General features: G+C 58.4%; 7 protein-coding genes. All 7 read left to right on the top strand.

The genetic code is table 11. The features are described from left to right. On the top strand, positions 1–3,750 hold a 3,750-nt coding region (locus tag J2I48_RS10645; RefSeq protein ID WP_207335427.1), incomplete at its 5' end, for a non-ribosomal peptide synthetase. 45 nt (positions 3,751–3,795) lie between these two features. Further along, entirely contained in the window at positions 3,796–4,740 is a 945-nt protein-coding gene (locus tag J2I48_RS10650; protein ID WP_207335428.1) for a tryptophan 2,3-dioxygenase family protein, read from the top strand. 286 nt (positions 4,741–5,026) lie between these two features. Next, a complete protein-coding gene (locus tag J2I48_RS10655; RefSeq protein WP_207335429.1) occupies positions 5,027–7,450 on the top strand; it encodes an ABC transporter permease in 2,424 nt (807 codons plus the stop codon). 186 nt (positions 7,451–7,636) lie between these two features. Then, positions 7,637–8,074, top strand: a complete 438-nt coding sequence (locus tag J2I48_RS10660) for a hypothetical protein (RefSeq protein WP_207335430.1) — start codon at positions 7,637–7,639, stop codon at positions 8,072–8,074. A gap of 289 nt (positions 8,075–8,363) precedes the next feature. Beyond that, positions 8,364–11,564 carry a MupA/Atu3671 family FMN-dependent luciferase-like monooxygenase gene (locus J2I48_RS10665; RefSeq protein ID WP_207335431.1) on the top strand — a complete coding sequence of 1,067 codons (3,201 nt, stop codon included), beginning with the start codon at positions 8,364–8,366 and terminating at the stop codon, positions 11,562–11,564. A 104-nt stretch (positions 11,565–11,668) separates the two neighbouring features. Beyond that, the gene (locus tag J2I48_RS10670) at positions 11,669–14,788 is read left to right on the top strand and encodes a type I polyketide synthase (protein WP_207335432.1); all 3,120 of its coding nucleotides are present in this window, start codon (positions 11,669–11,671) and stop codon (positions 14,786–14,788) included. 7 nt (positions 14,789–14,795) lie between these two features. Then, positions 14,796–18,365, top strand: coding sequence for a bifunctional LLM class flavin-dependent oxidoreductase/SDR family oxidoreductase (locus tag J2I48_RS10675; protein ID WP_207335433.1), 3,570 nt, complete (start codon positions 14,796–14,798; stop codon positions 18,363–18,365).

The raw sequence follows: 18,365 nt of genomic DNA on the forward strand, positions 1-18,365 counted from the left end.
CTGCCGGTGCGGGTGCGTGCTGCGGCTTCGCTGGGGTTTGTCGACTGGTTGAGCCAGTGTCAGCAGTTGGCCAGCGAGGGCGAGGCGCACCAGTATTGTTCGCTGGCGGCGGTGCAGGCCCAGAGCGGGCTGGGGGCGGGGCTGCTCGACCACATCCTTATCTTCGAAAACCTGCCCGATGCCCCTCAGCATCAACATACAAACGATACAGAGGCCGCTACGGCAGTAGGATTTGCCCCGCCTGATGTTAGTCAGGTAGGGGGATTTGCCCAGACCAACTACGCCCTCAATCTTATTGTCCTGCCCGGCCAGACGCTGGGTTTCCGCTTCAGCTACAACAAACTGGTCTACACCGCGACGCAGTTACAGGCCGTTGCCGACCAGCTGACGTATCTCTTCGACCAGGTGGTGGCTGAGCCAAACCGCCCCCTGGGTCAACTCGATTTGCTCACCCCGGCCCAGCAACGGGTGCTGCTTGAGGACGTTAACCAAACCTACGTCGACTACCCCAGCACGGTAGGTCTTCATGAATTGGTGGCCCAACGGGCGGCCCGAACGCCACAGGCCCCAGCCCTCAGCTGGGCGGGTGGGCAGTGGTCCTACGCTCAGTTGCAAGACGAGGCTACCCGCCTGGCAGCCTACCTGAGCCAAACCTGCGGGCTGGCTCCCGGCGACCGCGTAGGGCTGCTCAGCGGTGCCAGTCCATGGCGGGTGGGTGGGCTGCTGGGTATCCTGGCTGCTGGTGGTGTGGTGGTGCCGCTGGAGGCTAGCCTGCCCACCGCCCGGCTGGCCCATCAACTGGCCGATGCGGGCGTGGCCCTAGTGCTGGTGGACGAAGCCAGCCTGAGCGCCCTGCTGCCCGACGGCACCCCCCAACTGCTGCTTACCAACGGGGGTGAACCGAACCAGGCTGCTGTTTCCTTCACCGCCCCGCCTGCTCCAAATCACCCGTCGCTCACTGCCGATTCTGGGGCGGCGCTGGCTTATCTCATCTACACCTCGGGCAGCAGTGGCCCGCCCAAGGCCGTGGCTATTCGCCACCGAAGCCTGGTTCATCGTGCATTGTATCACATTGACTATCTGGATCTTACCACTCATAATGCGGTGTTGCAATTCAGCGCCCTGGGCTTCGATGCCTGGCTCGTAGAGACGTTTATGGCCCTGCTGAGTGGGGGGCGACTGGTGCTACTGGAGACCGCCACGCGCAACGACCTGCCTGCCCTGGTGGACTTTTTGGCCCAGCAGCAGGTGAATGTAGCTGTCCTACCTCCGGCTTATCTACAATTGCTGGTGGGTCAGGAGTTGGGAAGCTTACATACGCTCATCAGCACAGGCGAGGCCGCCAGCCTGGCCGCCAGCCTGCACTTTGCCACCCACAAGCGGGTTTACAACGGCTACGGACCCACCGAAAGCTGTATCGGGGCCAGTTTCCACCGGGTAGATCCCGACAGGGCGACAGCGTACCGGCAGGCGGGGGGTATTCCCATTGGTCGGCCGTTTGCCAATACAACTATATATGTATTGGATAGTGAGCGACGGTTGTTGCCGCTGGGGGTGGAGGGCGAACTGTGGGTGGGTGGCATTGGGCTGGCGGCGGGCTATTGGGGTCGTCCCGAATTGACCGCCGAACGCTTTGTGGATCACCCATTCCAGCCTGGCGAGCGCCTTTACCGCACCGGCGACCGGGGTTGGTGGAATGAGAATGGTGAGCTAGTGTACGGAGGTCGGCTGGATGGTCAGGTGCAGGTGCGCGGTATGCGGGTGGAGTTGGGTGAGATCGAAAGCGTACTGATACGCGGGGCGGGGGTGGCGCAGGCTGTGGTGGTGCAGGCGGCGGGCAGTGGGCAGCTGGTGGGCTACCTGACGGGCACCATCACCCCGGCCGACACGGATGCCCTGCTGGCCGCTGTAAGCCAAACATTACCCACCTACATGGTTCCTGCCCAACTGGTGGTGCTTGCCGAATTGCCCCTGACAACCAACGGTAAGCTCGACCGCCGGGCGTTGGCCGAGCGCCCCCTGCCCGTAGCCGACGTGGCCTTCAGTGCCCCACAAGGGGAGCAGGAGATTGTGCTGGCGGGTGCCTGGTTGCAGGTATTGGGGGGCGGGGTGGTGGGGCGGGAGTCGGATTTTTTCCGCGCTGGTGGCGACTCGATCAAGGCCATCCAGATTGCCTCCCGGCTCTATCAGCAAGGTTACCGGCTGGAACTGAAGGCCATTTTTCAGTGGCCCCTGTTGCATGAGCAGGCCCGGCAATTGATGCCCCTGGGCGAAACCGGGCAGCAGGGACCTGTGCGCAGCACCGCCAAGCCCGTTTATGACGTAACACCGTCCATGAGTGCCCAGTGGATTCTCTTCAAGTATATCGAAGAGCACGTCTATAACATGCAGGACCTTATCAAGATCGAAGGCGAGGTAGATTATACGGCACTTGAGGAGGCTATTCGTGGCCTGGTGGCCCGCCACGAAAGCCTGAGAACGACACTATGCCACGTGGCTGGGGAGATCAAACAGATCATTCATCCGCCAAACGCGCTGCCCCTGAATTACCGCATCGTCGACTTCAGTCAGGCCGCCGACGGGGCCGAAAGAGCGCAGGAATTCATGCGGGCGGAACGGTTCGATGTGCGCTTTGACCTGGAAAACGAAGCGTTTATCCGCTTCCGGCTGCTCAACACCGCGGGTGGTTTTCACTTGCTGGTGCTCACTATTCACCATTTGGTGGCCGACGGCACCACCATCGAGATCATCAGCAAAGAGCTGACCGAACTGTATGTGGCCCGCCTCGAAAGCCGGGAATGCACCCTGCCCGCTCTTCAGCTACAGTTTAAAGACTTTGTGGAGTGGGCCAACAAAACCTTCGACCTTCACAGTTCCCGCGATTACCAGGCCTACTGGCAGCAACAGCTGAACTACCCCGGCGATTATGCCCGCATCCGGAGCCTGTATTCGTACCCGGAAGCCAAAGACAGCCAGTCGACTTCATACCGGTGGCAGCTTGGCGAAGAGATTGCCCAGGTGCTGGGCCACGTTCCTCCCGCCGAGGCGGCGCAGCTATACGGCTCGATGAAAAAGCTGGCCCGCCGCCCCGGAGCGGTTTACCGCACGGCCATTGACACAGAACTGTACGAGGCGCTGAGGCCGGTGATCAACAGTACCCGGAGTAGCATGTACAGCCTGATGGCGGCTGGGTTGAGCCTGGTGGTATACCGGCTGTCGGGGCAAAACGACGTTATTTTCTGCGCACCGATCACCATGCGCAGCCACCCCGACTTGCAGGATATGGTGGGCTGCCTGATGGGTACCACCATGTATCGGGTCAGGTTGTCGCTGGAAGATACCTTCGAGACCTTCCTGAGCGAGGTACACTTGTCGGTGTTGGACGGTATAAAATATAAAACCCATGCCCTGGCGCAGATTCTTGCCGACCTCGACGTGGCCTTCGATTCGATTGGCCACATTGAGCTGAACCTGATTCGGTTTGAGGAAAACAGCTACCTGGTTGAGAAACCATTTGCCGAACACCTGGTGATCGGCCACCCCAGCAATGACATGGACTGCTGCGTGATTGATCACCCCAACGGGGCATTGCTGAACTGCCTCTACCGCACCGATCTGTTCGCGCCTGACCGTATTGAACTAATATTCAGTGAGTTGCGTCATATTTTTCAGGTCGTCAGCCAACAGCCGGGCATTAGCCTGCGTCAGTTGCTCGACAAAGCTGGGAGTAAGCCACTGACCCCCGCCTGAACCACCTGCCTACACCCCGTTGCCGTTACCTTACCCTCCCGAATCATGACCGATTTTCGCTACCCCCCTGAGGTTTCGCTCCTGCTCGACCAGCTGACGGAAAAGTATGCCGCCAAGGGCCAAAACATTACATGCCACCTGGAGGGGTTGCTCAACGCGGGCCTCCTCAAGTACTGGGAATACATTAACCTCGACGCGCTGCTGAGCATTCAGCACATGAAAACCGATTACCCCGACGAGATGGTGTTTATCACGTTTCACCAGGTTTGTGAACTGCATTTCAAGCTCATACTCTGGGAGATGGATCAGCTCACGGAGATGGCCACTGGCGATTCCGAGCGCTTTGTTCAGAAAGTAAACCGCATCAATCGCTATTATGAGAGCCTGATTCGGTCTATGAGCATTATGTATGAGGGCATCGAGCCACCGCAGTTTGCCCGGTTCAGAACGGCCTTGTTTCCGGCCAGCGGGTTTCAGTCGTACCAATACCGGCTGATTCAGATCTACGCTACTGACCTTCTCAACCTGGTGCATACCCAGGAACGGCAACACTTGGATGGCAGCGAGACACTGCCCAAACTGTACCAGAAATTGTACTGGAACCTGGGCGTAGACAGTACGCAGCCGGTTGATGCCACGCTGCTCGATTTCCAGGCGAAGTATACTAAGCTATTGTTTGGCAAAGCGCAGGAGTTGCAGCAAAAGAACCTCTACCAGGTGTTTCGGCAGCACGTCAGCCGCAGCCCCGACCGCGATGCCGCCGCCGAAAGTCTGAAGAAAATGGACGTGGCCATCAACATCACTTGGCCCACCATGCACTACCGTACGGCCGTGAAACACCTGCACAGAGAGGGCCACGAAGCGCCCAAGGCAACGGGGGGCACCAACTGGCAGAAGTACTTAATGCCCCGCGTTCAGAAAATCATCTTTTTCCCCGACCTCTGGACCGCCCAGGAGAAGGCAACCTGGGGGGTGAAACCACTGCTGTAAACGCCCTACAACTACGCAACCGGCCGGGTTTAGGAAAAGCAGAAAAAATTAATACAAGCGTAGTATTCTTAGGGAAAATAACAAGATATTTAGCGAGAATTAATTGACTAACGGAGCCTGTCGAGGCGTGAAATTAAACGACCTCATCCCGGTAATCCTGTGCCCGTTTCGGCTGCTACGTTTGCCCGTCTAGCCATGGGGACACCGGTCTGCTGTTTTCCAGCCAGAGCCGCTGTATATAGTGACGAACTGCCCGATAAGACCAACTTGTCAACCTGCCCAGATCATGCTCCAACATTATGTTATTATCGCCAGCCGTGCCCTGCTGAAGAATAAATTCTTTTCGCTCATCAACCTGTTGGGGTTAGCCATTGGCATGACGGCCAGTATGCTGATTCTCCAGTACGTATCCTTCGAGATGGTGTTTGATCGCTTTCACCGGCAGGGCGACAACATCTACCGGGTGCTGAGCAAGGGGGCTGAAGACGCCGACTATTCGGTGGCTGTAAACGCCCCGTTAGGGCCTGCCCTGAAAGCAGACTTACCTGAAATCAAAGACTACACCCGGTTTTTTAACAAAGGGGGCCTTGTTCGCAGTGGTACAGAGGTGGGTCTTTTCAAAGAGGACCGTATGCTCTATGCCGACGCGTCGTTTCTGAAGGTGTTCTCCTTCCCGCTGTTGAGCGGTACGGATTCGCTGGCCCTGAAGGCACCCAACGCCGCCGTCGTTACCCGTTCGTTTGCCAAAAAATGCTTCGGCACGACCGAAGCCGTTGGTAAAACGCTGGTGCTGATTGGGTCGAATACTAACTATACTTACCAGGTCACGGGCGTGGCCGAAGACGTTCCCATCAACTCGCATATCCAGTTCAATGTCTTGCTCTCGCTGCCTTCGGTAACCAACCGGGGGGGGCCAGACCAGCAACTCGACAGCTGGAACTGGACCGTGTTTCACACCTATGTGGTGCTCTCGTCGAACACTACGGCTCCGAGTGTGGCCGCCAAACTGCACGACCTGCTGCTAAAGTATGGTGGCCAGGAAAAAGACAAGCTGGCGCTACAGCCCCTCAAATCTATTCACCTCTACTCGCGCTACGCTGGCGAAATCATCCCCCAGGGCAACATTGAGGTGGTTTGTCTGCTGCTCTACGTGGCCCTGTTCACCATCATCATTGCCTGGATCAACTACGTTAATCTCTCTACGGTGCGCTCCAGCGACCGGGCACGGGAGATCGGCGTGAAGAAAGTGTTTGGGGCCAACCAGGGTCAGCTGGCGCGTCAGTTCATGATCGAGGCTTTTCTGCTCAACGTGCTGGCGTTTGTGCTGGCCATCATCATCACGCTGTTTGTGCGGCGTTACCTCGACCAACTCATTGGCGTAGACTTTACTGGCTTTATCATGAGCAGCTACACCTTCTGGCTGCTCATGCTGGCGCTGATTCTGATGGGGGCGCTAGCCAGCGGGGCGTATCCGGCCTTTATGCTCTCGTCGCTGAAGCCGGTCGAAATTATCGAAGGTAAGATGAAGAGCAACCTGCGGGGCGGCACCCTGTTTCGCAACGGGCTGGTTATCCTTCAGTTTGCTGCCTCTGTTACGCTGCTGATTGGCACGTTTACGATCTATAAGCAGGTGAATTTTCTGCGAAGTGCAAACCTCAATATCAGCATCGACCAGATTGTGGTCGTGAAGGGACCGGTGCTTAACCGGCCCAAAGAACAGGAGAGCTACGTGTTCGACCGCTTCAAAACGGCCCTGGCTGGCTACTCGTTTGTCGACAAGGTGGCCGTGACGAACCCCTTTCCGGGCGGAGGCATCAGCTGGATTGCCATAGGCTTCAAACGGGCAGACATGACGCTCAACAAAAACACCAAATACAACGTCTTCTATGCCGACAAAGACTTCTTCACTACCTACGACGTGAAGTTTCTGGCGGGGGGCGGGTATCGGTCTAAAAACGGTGTCTTCAACGGTGCGCAGGAAATTATTCTCAATAAAACGGCTGCTCAACTGATGGGCTTTTCGCTGCCCGCCGCCGCCATTGATCAACACGTAAACAACGGCATGGGCGACTGCGTGATCGTGGGGGTGATTGATGACTATTTCCATGAGTCGCTCAAGAAAAGTATCGACCCGCTGGTGGTGATGCTCAACACCAGCTACGACTATTACTCGATCCGGCTCAAGACCAATTTAAGTTCGTCGCGTACGCTGGAACGCCTAGTGTCTGAACTGCGCACGGAGTATGAACGCAGCTACCCCGGCGACCTGTTTGACTACTTTTTCCTGAATGAATATTTCGACAAGAAGTACCGCGAAGACGTGCGGTTTGGCATCATGTTCGGCATGTTTTCGCTGCTGGCCGTGGTAGTAGCCTGCATTGGCCTGCTGGGACTGGCCGCATTTACGGTGGCTAAGCGCACCCGCGAAGTAGCCATTCGGAAGGTGCTGGGCGCGTCGAATCAGGAGATCACGGTGTTGCTAGGCAAAGAATTTATCCTGCTCATCGGTGCCGCCAGCCTTATAGCCTGCCCCGTTGCTTACCTGCTGCTGAACAAGTGGCTGGAGAATTTCGCGCAGCGTATTGGCCTGAACTGGCTCTTTTTTGCTACCCCCATTGTAGTCATGCTCACGCTGTCGATGGCTACGGTCATGGCACAGGTTATTAAAATAGCCCGGGCCACGGCTGTGTCATCACTCCGGCAGAATTAGACATTGGTCATTCGCTGCGCTGTCATTCATTGGTCATTACGCTGCGCGGTCATTGGTCATTGGTTGTATCCAGCTATTAATGACCATTGAGTGACCGCGCAGCGTAATGACCAATGAATGACAGCGCAGCGAATGACCAATGACCAACTTTTAACCCTTTTTTTCACAAACCCCCCTCTCTACTTTATGTACATGATGCAAAAACTGGTTGCCCTTGGCTTGGTGGGCGCCATCATGCTTGGCTGCTCCGGGCAGCAGGTGAGTGAGTCGACCTCAACCACGACCGATGCCAGCACGACCGCCGAAGCAAGCAAGCCCGCCGAGGCAACTGCCGCCCAAAATGCCGCTAAAGCCCCAGACCCGGCCCTGGACAAGTATGCAGGCAAATACAAAATGAGCGCCCCTACGCCCGGCTTCGACTACGTGACTATCTCGCAGGTGAATGGCGTGCTTGTGGCGAAGACCAGCGCTAACGAATCGTTTGAGCTTTTTCGGATGAAAGATGACCTCTTCGATGTGCCCAACGCGGCCGGAAAAGCCAAATTCATTACCAACGCAAACAAGGCCATTGGCGCGGTAGTGGTGACGCTGGAGGGTAAAGATTTTCGCGGCGAAAAAGAATAAATAGCCACGTTGACTAACATTAGATTTGTTTATCAGAAAGCACCATTATAATCAATTCCAGCTAATTTAATCATTGCTTCAATTTGATTATAATGGTGCTTATTAAAGCAATTAATTTCACATTGTTTAGTTTATTTATTATCCATATTTAATTGTTCCAATTCTATTTATAACAGACTAGTTTTCCGCAGATCCAGGACATTACGTACTACTACTCAAATATGCCTGTTGATGTTAGCCTTCGGACCAGAGATAGTCAATCATTACCCGATTAAACCCTAAAGCAGACATGCATACCCAAACACTGGTCGACATTCTGGAGCGGCACGCTGCCGAGCAGCCTGACAGAGCCGCCTACATTTACCTGGCCGACGGCGAACGGGAAGAAGGTACTCTCACCTATGGCCAACTGGCTATCAAGGCCAAAGCCGTTGCTGTTGAACTCCTCACCCATTGTCAACCTGGTGACCGAGCCATGTTGCTTTACGGTTCCGGGTTGGAGTTTCTGACAAGTTTTTTTGGCTGTCTATATGCAGGAGTGATAGCCGTACCAGCTTACCCGCCCAAGAAAAACAGCTCAGTGGCTCGAATAGAGTTGATCTCGAAGGATGCCAAGGCGACGGTTGCTCTAACTACTGACCAGGTCAGGCGAGACATTGAACGACATTTTGAACTGAGTGCCACCTTAAAAGGCGTTCCGTTGTTGGCTACTGATCTGATCACATCTGACGGTGCCGTACTGTGGATTGCGCCAATGCTGACTACCGACTCGCTAGCGTTCTTGCAATACACATCGGGGTCAACCGGCAACCCGAAAGGGGTGATGGTGGGCCACGATAACCTGCTGGATAACCTTCGTAGCATGAGCGCCCGGATGAACTATTCGCCTCAATGCTGCATGGTGACATGGCTGCCCGTTTTCCATGATATGGGTCTGATATACGCTATTCTTATCCCGCTCTACAATGGCTTCCCCTGCTATGTTATGGCTCCAACGGCTTTTATTGCAAAGCCAGTTCGGTGGTTGCAAGCGTTATCAACCTACCGGGCTACACATTCGGCAGCTCCTAATTTTGCCTATGAACTTTGTCTGGCCAAACCACAGGAACTGACGGGTATAGATCTAAGTAATTTCCAGGCGATGGTCAACGGGGCAGAGCCTGTACGTGGCAGTACATTGCGAAGCTTTTTAGACATAGTTGGGCCATACGGGTTTAGTCAACGAGCCATGTGTCCAGCTTATGGTTTGGCAGAAGCTACCCTGGCCGTGAGTAGTCAAAACGGTGACCATGATCTATTAGAGTTGACTTTGGATGCTGCGGCCCTGGAACAAAATAAGGTGATGCCGGGCAGATCCACTGGTAAAACAACTAAGCTAATGGGATGCGGGAAATTGCTCGACGGACTGACGGTCGTAATTGTAGACCCCAACACCCAACAGTGCTGTGTGCCGCATCAGGTGGGTGAGATCTGGGTAGCGGGTGGGTCGGTGGCAAAGGGCTATTGGCAGAACCCAGTTGCCACTGCTGATACGTTTGGGGCCTATATATACAACACCACCGACGGTCCTTACCTGCGGACGGGTGACTTAGGCTTCTTTGCCGACGGAGAATTATTTGTGACAGGCCGGCTGAAAGATATGCTGGTGATCCGGGGTGTGAACCACTACCCGCAGGATATTGAGCTGACCGTTGAAAATAGCCATGAGGCGCTCAGAAAGGGCCATTGCATCGCGTTTTCGGTCGATGTGGCCGACGAAGAACGGCTGGTGGTTGCCTGCGAACTGAACCGCCATTTTTTGCAGAATACCCCCGAACAGGCCATTTACGACCAGGTCCGGGAGGCTGTTGGCCTGCACCACGCCCTCGACGTGCATGCCATTGTACTGCTGAAAACGATGAGCATCCCGAAAACGTCGAGCGGCAAAATTCAGCGGCAGGACTGTCGGCGGCGGTTTCTGCTGGGTACCCTCACGGTGGTGGCCAGCAGTGTCCCCGCACCGGTAAATAGGACGCTGGATTTTAGTTTGTTATATTTCTCCAGCAACGAAGCCACGTTCGCCAATGACAAATATCGGCTGGTGGTGGAGGGAGCCCAATTTGCCGATACCCACGATTTCAAGGCCGTATGGTTGCCCGAACGGCATTTCCATGCCTTTGGTGGGCTATATCCCGACCCTTGTGTGCTGGCCGCCGCGCTGGCTACGGTAACGAGTCGCATTCGCCTGCGGGCGGGCAGTGTGGTGCTACCCCTGCACGACCCCATCCGTGTGGCCGAATCCTGGTCGGTGGTCGACAACCTGTCGAAAGGGCGGGTAGACCTGGCGTTCGCTCAGGGCTGGAATCCCGCTGACTTCGTGTTGGCCCCTGATGACTTTGCTCGGCGCCGCGACGTGCTGTTTGCGCGGCTGGCTACGGTGCAACAGCTCTGGCGGGGCAAGGCCATTCATCGGCCCGACGGGCAGGGCAAGGCCGTGAGCGTGGCTCTGTTTCCGCTACCCTACCAGCCTGACCTGCCCGTGTGGATCACGTGCAGTGGTGGTGAGGCCATGTTTGTAAAAGCAGGGGAGGCCGGCGCGAATGTATTGACCGCCCTGCTGTTTCAGTCGCCGGAGGCATTGGCGCAAAAAATAGCGGCGTATAGACAGGCCCGTGAGCGAAGCGGACACGGGGCGGCGAGTGGCAAGGTGACGCTGATGTTGCACACGTTTGTTCACCCCGACCCGGCCTACGTGCGCCAGCAGGTGACAGAACCGTTCATGAATTACCTGCGCAGCTCTGTTGACCTGTGGCAGCACGAATTTGGGGGTCTCAATACCCTGTCGGCACCCGAACGGGAGCAAATGCTTACCTACGCCTTCGAGCGGTACATGACCACCACGGCCCTGTTCGGCACCCCCGATAGTTGCCGCCACCTGCTTGACCAGCTTCACGCGGCGGGCGTCGACGAGATCGCCGCCCTCATCGACTTTGGCATCGATGCCCAGACTGTTCTCGACAACCTGGTTCACCTGGATGCCCTCCGGCAGCAGTTCCAGCCCAGCCACGAACCAACCACCACCAGGGGGCAGAACACGCCTGAACGGGACGGGCAGACAACTCGCTACCAACAACAAACGGCCCCGGCAGTACCCAACCCGCCCGCCCTGCCTACGATCTTGGATAGGGTGGTGGCGCCGGTGCCACCTGCCCTACCCACCGAACTGATTCGGCGGGCGGTGCGCAAAAAAGTGATTGCCTGTGTGGCTGGGGCGTTGCATCTGTTGCCAGAGCAAATACCGGCCGCCAAAAGCTTCTACAGCATTGGCGTCGATTCGTTGCGGGCAGTAGCTATTATCAGTGCCCTCAATGAGGCTGCCAACGTAAACCTTGCGCCGTCGGTGCTCTTCGAAGCTCCCACCGTTGACCGCCTCACCGACTACCTGCTGACCAACCACCTGGCTGAACTGTCATTGGTCGTTGGTCAGTGGTCAGTGGTCGTTAGGCAGTAGTCATTGGTCATTACGCTACGCGGTCATTGGTCATATCCAGCCGACCTGTCGGACCGCACCAATGACTAATGACAGCGCATCGAATGACGAATCACCAACCACCAATGACCACGAACAGCGTAGTAAATCGCCCGGCCGGTGAGCCTATTGCCGTGATCGGTATGGGTTGCCGGTTTCCGATGGCCCCCAACCCGGAGGCTTTCTGGGAACTGATGGCCTCTGGTACCGATGCCGTGGTTGATGTGCCGCCTGACCGCTGGTCGTGGCGTGATTACTACGACCCTACGCCGGGCACCGAGCGCAAAGCGTACTCGCGCTGGGGTGGCTTTTTGGAGAGTGTTGACCAGTTCGACCCGCTATTTTTCGATATTTCGCCCCGCGAGGCACACCTGATGGACCCCCAGCAACGCCTGATGCTGGAGGTGGCCTGGGAAACCCTGGAGAATGCCAACTACACCCGCGACAAGCTGGCCCAGTTCGTGACTGGCGTATTTGTGGGCTGCTCCTTCAACGGCTACTTCCACCAGATCGAACCGGCTCTCTCGGCGCTCGATTATTCGGCGGGGGTGGGCAACCAGAACGCCATCATTGCCAACCGCATTTCGTACTGGCTGAACCTGAAAGGGCCGTCTATCCTGGTCGACACCATGTGCTCGTCGTCGCTGGTGGCTGTGCACATGGCCTGCCAGAGCCTGCGCACCGGCGACTGTGAGGTGGCCTTGGTGGGTGGCGTAAACGTCCTGCTGTCGCCCGCCTATTACGTGCAGATGAGCCGCATGAAAGTCCACTCGGCCACGGGCCGCTGCCGCACGTTCGACGCTGGGGCCGACGGCATTGTGCTGGGCGAAGGGGCCGGGGCCGTCCTGCTGAAACCGCTTCGGCTGGCCCTGCGCGACGGCGACCTCATCCACGGCATCATTCGGGGCACGGCCGTCAACCACGGGGGCGAAACCAACGGCCTCACCGCCCCCAACCCACTGGCCCAGGCCGACCTGATCACCAAAGCCCTGGACAATGCCGGGCTGACTGCCGATGCCGTCACCTACGTAGAAGCCCACGGCACGGGCACGGCCCTGGGCGACCCCATTGAGATCGACGGTCTGACCAAAGCCTTCCGCCGCCACACCGACCGCACGCAGTTTTGCACCATCGGTTCGGTAAAAACCAATATCGGCCACCTGGAGTCGGCGGCGGGCATGGCGCAACTGATCAAGGTGCTGCTGGCCGTGCAGAAACGGCAATTACCCCCCAACCTGCACTTCACCCAGCCCAACCGGCACATTCGGTTCGAGCAAACGCCCTTCCGGGTGGCCACCCGCTTGCAGCCCTGGAACCCCGCAGGCCCCCGCGTGGCAGGTATTAGTTCGTTTGGGATTGGGGGTACCAACGCCCATGTAGTGCTGGAAGAAGCCCCCCAGACCAGCCCGATGCCCGTGACCACTACGGCTTCACGGGGTATCCTGACTCTGTCGGCGCGGACAGAAGCGGCCCTGGTGGCACTGGCGGGTCGGTATGCTGCTTTCGTGCTAACCATGCCACCTGAACACCTGGCCGACGTCTGCTACACCAGCAACACGGGCCGCACCCCCTTCGAGCATCGCCTGGCCCTACCCGCCGACACCCCCGCCCAACTGGCCCAACAACTCACCAGCTATGTGGCCGAGCACCCCGGTGGTCAGGTACATATCCCGGTTGCTGAGCCGAAAATTGCGTTTTTGTTTACCGGCCAGGGCGCGCAGTATGCGGGCATGGGCCGTGACTTCTACGAGACCTATCCGGTTTTTGCCCAGACGATCCGGCAGTGCGCGACCATCCTGCAAACCCGCCTGGCCGTGCCGCTCACCGACGCGCTCTTTGGTGAAAACGCTGATTACCTGCTCGCTACGGCAGCCTATGGCCAACCAGCCCTGTTTGCGTTTGAATACGCTCTGGCCCGGTTGTGGCAGTCGTGGGGCGTTGCACCCGACGTGGTGATTGGCCATAGCCTGGGCGAATACGTGGCCGCCTGCGTGGCCGGGGTCATGAGCCTGGCCGACAGCCTGACGCTGGTGGCCGAACGGGGCCGGTTGATGGATTTGCTGCCCGCCGGGGGCGAAATGGTCTCGGTATTGGCCGAAGCAGCGGTGGTTGACTCGTTTCTGGCCTCGTTCGACAATACGTTGTGCGTGGCGGTGCAGAACGGACCGCAACACCTGGTGGTGTCGGGGTTTGGGGTTGAAATCGCCGAGCTGATCCGCCGGTTGCACGGGGCGGGCATTATGGCCAAACGGCTCACCACCACCCACGCTTTTCATTCGCCCCTAATGACCCCCATGCTGCCTGCGTTTCGGGAAGCCGCCAGCCGGGTTAGCTACCACCCGCCCCACACGCCCCTGGTGGCCAACGTGACCGGGGCGTTTGCGGGTGCCGAAGTTACGCACCCCGGCTACTGGGTGGGGCACATAACGGCACCGGTCCAATTTTCGGAAGGCCTGCAAACCCTGCTGGCCGACGGCAGTACCGTACTCATCGAAATAGGGCCGCAGCCGGTGTTGCTGGCCCTGGCCAAACACCACGCCCCCGATGGCGCGCTGCATTATTTGCCCAGCAGCCGTCGGGGTGGGGCAGGGCAGCAACCGATTCTTGACAGCCTGAGCCAGCTATACGGCCTGGGCTACTCTGTAGACTGGCCTGCGTTTCACGCCCACACCCCCCGTCGCCAGCAGCGGTTGCCTACGTATACCTTCGACCGGCAGTCGTACTGGATTGCGGCCCAACACCCGGCAGCGTCACCCGTGAACGAACCAGACGATGTGCCGGTGGTGCACCCGTTGCTGGGCCGGAGGCTGCCCGCCGAAGCCGGCACGCCGGGCAGTGCCGTCTGGGAAACAACGTTGAGCCCGTTGGCGCATATGTTTCTGGAAGGCCACCAGTTTATGGGTGCCGACGTGGTGCCGTTTTCGGCCTATGTCGATATGGCCATGGCGGCAGCCTGGGCTGTGCATCAGCGCCGGCCTGGTCAGCTTCGGGATCTGGAACTTAGCGAGGTGCTGCCCTTTGCGCGGCAGGCACCCCGCCGGGTACGTTCGGTGGCCCTGCGCCTCACGCCCAACACGCTGTCGTTCCGGGTCTATAGCCTACCCACATCGGGGTCTGCTTACCAGGACTGGGTACTGCACGCCAGCGTTTTAGTCGACTTGTCCGTACTGCCCACTGCCACTGCTCACTGCTTACGTCCAGCGTAACCTGCCCATGAAGTTCGGCCTGATGTTTTTTGCCAGTACGGAAGACTCCCTCAGTCAGCAGGAGAAGTACAAGCTCATTATTGAAGCCGCCCGGTTTGGTGATCAGCACGGCTTTTCGAGCGTCTGGATTCCGGAGCGGCACTTCACTCCCTTTGGCTGTCTGTACCCGAACCCGGCCGTGTTGCACGCCGCCCTGGCCCGCGAAACCCACCGCATCAGGCTTCAGGCGGGTAGCGTGGTGATGCCGCTGCACAACCCACTGCGGGTGGCCGAAGAGTGGGCCATGGTCGACAACCTGTCGGGGGGGCGGGTGGGTATTTCGTTTGCCGCTGGCTGGAACCCCGCCGACTTTGCCTTTTTTCCGGAACGCTACGATGACCGCCACGAAGCCATGTATGCCAGCATCGGGCAGGTGCAGCAACTCTGGGCGGGGCACACCATAGCCGCCCAAAGTGGTACGGGGCAGCCTCTTCAGGTAAAAACCTACCCCACGCCCTTGCAGGCTCAACTGCCCATCTGGATCACCGCCGCCAGCAATCCGGCTACGTTTGTCAAAGCGGGGCAACTGGGTGCCAACGTACTTACCCACACCCTTGACCACGACAATGACCAGCTGGCCCAAAAAATTGGCGCGTACCGGCAGGCCCGCGCCGACAACGGCCATGACCCGGCCACGGGTGTGGTGACTCTGCTGTTGCACACGTTTGTGGGGCGCGATAACGCCGTGGTCCGCGAGCAAGCACGCAAACCCTATTGCGACTACATGCGGACCAACATTGGGTTGCTGAAGGGGCTGGCCCGGAGCCGGGGGCAGGAACTGGACCTCCAGGCCATGGCCCCCGCTGAACTGGACGAAATGCTGAACTATATGTTCGACCGGTTTGCGTCGGTGAAGGGGTTGATCGGCACGCCCGAAACCTGCCTGGACCTGGTGCATGAACTGGCGACTATCGGCGTCGATGAACTGGCCTGTTTGCTCGACTTCGGGCCTGGCACCGACCTGATTCTGGATAATCTGCCTCATCTGTCGCGCCTGAAAGACCTGTACGTACCCCGCCCGGCGCTGGCCGAGGTGTTGCGGCATCCTCCAGTGGTTCATGCGCCCGTGCCCCCGCCAGCCCCCGCACCCGTAGATCACAAGTGCCTGAAATCCATCCGGTTACGGTGTGTTGAGTTAACCGACGGCGACGCTTTTTATGCTACGCTAAGCCACCGGGGTTTTCACTACGGCACAGGTTTTCGGGGTATCAGGCAACTCTGGCAGGGTAGGGCAGAGGTGCTGGCCCGGCTGACCATGCCCGCCGAACTGGTGGGTGCCGCCTCCCAGTTTTCGTACCACCCGGCGTTTCTCGATGCCTGTTTTCAGGTCTTTATTGCCACCCTGCTCACCGATGAACGCGCCGCCAATACGTTTAGTGTTCCGGTGGGTTTTCGGCAATTACAGGCCCACGCTGCTCTGCCCGAAGAGGTGTATAGCCATGCCTATCTGGATGGTTTCCCCACCAAATCGTTACCGTACTACAGTGGTAATCTGCTGGTATTCAGTCTAGAAGGTGAACTTTTACTGGAGGTGATCGGGTTCCGGGCGCAACAGTTGACGCTTGCTCCAGGCTCGCCGTCCCCCGACGAACTGTACCGGGTAAGCTGGCTTCCTGTTGCCAGCAAACAGGTGGCAACCCCACCTGCACGGGGTAGTCGGTTCCTGGTCCTGGCCGATGGGTTGGGCATGGGTGCGGCAGTGGCGCGGCAATTGGAAGGGCAGGGTCACGATTGCACCGTTGTCTACCCGCCCGCCAGCCTGGACGTAGCTACTATACAACCGTTCGTAGCCAGCCTGACCAGCCAGTCGCGGCACCACACGGGCCAGCCGACGTTGCAACTGCTGTTTTTGTGGGGGCTTGATGCCCGCGTGGACGAACAAACGCCCGTGGCCGACCTGTTGCCGAAGCAGCAGTTTTTGGTCGAAGCCATCCGGCAACTTGTGCTTGAACTGACCAAAGCGGCCTTGCCCACCCCACCCACGCTCTGGCTGATGACGCAGGGTGGGCAGCACACCGGCCCCACCAACGAACCTGTGGCACTGATGCAGGGGGCTTTATGGGGGCTTGGCCGTGTGCTCCTGACCGAAGCCACCGCCATAAACGTCCGGCTGGTCGATCTGGAGCTGGGCCTAACCACCGCCGCCATTGCGCAACAGGTGCAGGCTGTGCTGACCCATGGCCCCGCCGATGACCAACTGGCCGTGCGGGCAGGGGAGTACCTGTCGCCCCGGTTGCTGCCCGTGGCGACACTGCCTGCTACGGCACCTCTACGGCTGTCTCCCAATGCCACTTATGTGGTGACCGGCGGCACGGGCGGGCTGGGCCTGCAACTGGCCCAATGGCTGGCCAGCAAGGGTGCCCGGCAGCTGGCACTGCTCAGCAGGCGGGAGCCAGATGCGGATACTGTGCTGGTAATCAGCAATATAATCAGCACAGGCTGCGCCGTGGCGGTCTTCGCCGTCGACGTAACGCAGTTCGCCGATCTGGAAGCCGTTTGGGAAAAGATCACAACGACTCTACCACCGGTGCGGGGTGTTTTTCACCTGGCGGGGGTGCTGGATGATGCTCCACTGAACGACCTGCACCCGGACCGGTTTACGGCGGGTAGCAATGCCAAAACCACTGGTGCCTGGCACCTGCATCAGCTTACGAGGGCGCTGCCGCTGGATTATTTTGGCCTGTTTTCATCCGTTTCGTCGCTCATCGGTATGGCCGATCAAGCCAGTTATGCCACAGCCAACGCCTTTCTGGATGCCTTGGCCCACTATCGCCATACCCTGGGTCTGCCCGCGCTGAGCATCAACTGGGGGCCGTGGTTGGGGCAGGGGCATGCTGCCACGGAGTATGGCCAAACAGCCCATCGCCACCTGGCCTTGCTGGGCATTGGTGCCTGGCCTTTCGCTGAAGGGATGCGCGTATTGGAAACGTTGCTGCTGGCACCGGCAGGCCAAACTACTGCCCTCCGTGCCGACTGGCCTACTTTTTTTGCCAGTGGCATCCGGGCCAGCCAGTCGGTGATGCTCACGGAGTTACGCCACGCAACGGAGGGCAGCACGGTCAAAACCGATTCGTCGACAGCCCGCCCGGCAGCACTAACGCAGTTGCAGCAGGCCACTGCCGACGAGGCCCCCGCTCTGCTACGGGCCTACCTCGAACAACTGGTGGTGCGGGCACTGAAACTGACCGCCGACCAACTCGACTATGCCCGCCCGCTCACCTACCTGGGGCTTGATTCGCTGATGGCCATTGAACTCAAGAACCGGATCAGCACCGATCTGGCGCTGGAATTTAGCGTAGTCAGGTTCATGCAGGGTATCTCACTGCACCAGCTTGAGCAGGACCTACTCGCCCGCCTGGCTCACCACTGGACAAGCGGCTCTCTCGTAAAAATTGCTGATAGTCAATTAGTTAAAATCAATTCAGCCCAAATTGCCGAAGCCGCCAGCGTACAGGAAACCCACGATCTGCTGGCCGATCTGGAGTCGCTCAGTGCCGAGGAACTGGACGACGTACTGAAACGAATCAGTGAAGCGTAA

This window comes from Fibrella aquatilis (assembly GCF_017353255.1).
Lineage (GTDB): Bacteria > Bacteroidota > Bacteroidia > Cytophagales > Spirosomataceae > Fibrella > Fibrella aquatilis.

Coding starts and splice junctions, on each gene's coding strand:
- J2I48_RS10650 (WP_207335428.1), top strand. CDS start 3,796: ATGACCGATTTTCGCTACCCCCCTGAGGTTTCGCTCCTGCTCGACCAG.
- J2I48_RS10655 (WP_207335429.1), top strand. CDS start 5,027: ATGCTCCAACATTATGTTATTATCGCCAGCCGTGCCCTGCTGAAGAAT.
- J2I48_RS10660 (WP_207335430.1), top strand. CDS start 7,637: ATGTACATGATGCAAAAACTGGTTGCCCTTGGCTTGGTGGGCGCCATC.
- J2I48_RS10665 (WP_207335431.1), top strand. CDS start 8,364: ATGCATACCCAAACACTGGTCGACATTCTGGAGCGGCACGCTGCCGAG.
- J2I48_RS10670 (WP_207335432.1), top strand. CDS start 11,669: ATGACCACGAACAGCGTAGTAAATCGCCCGGCCGGTGAGCCTATTGCC.
- J2I48_RS10675 (WP_207335433.1), top strand. CDS start 14,796: ATGAAGTTCGGCCTGATGTTTTTTGCCAGTACGGAAGACTCCCTCAGT.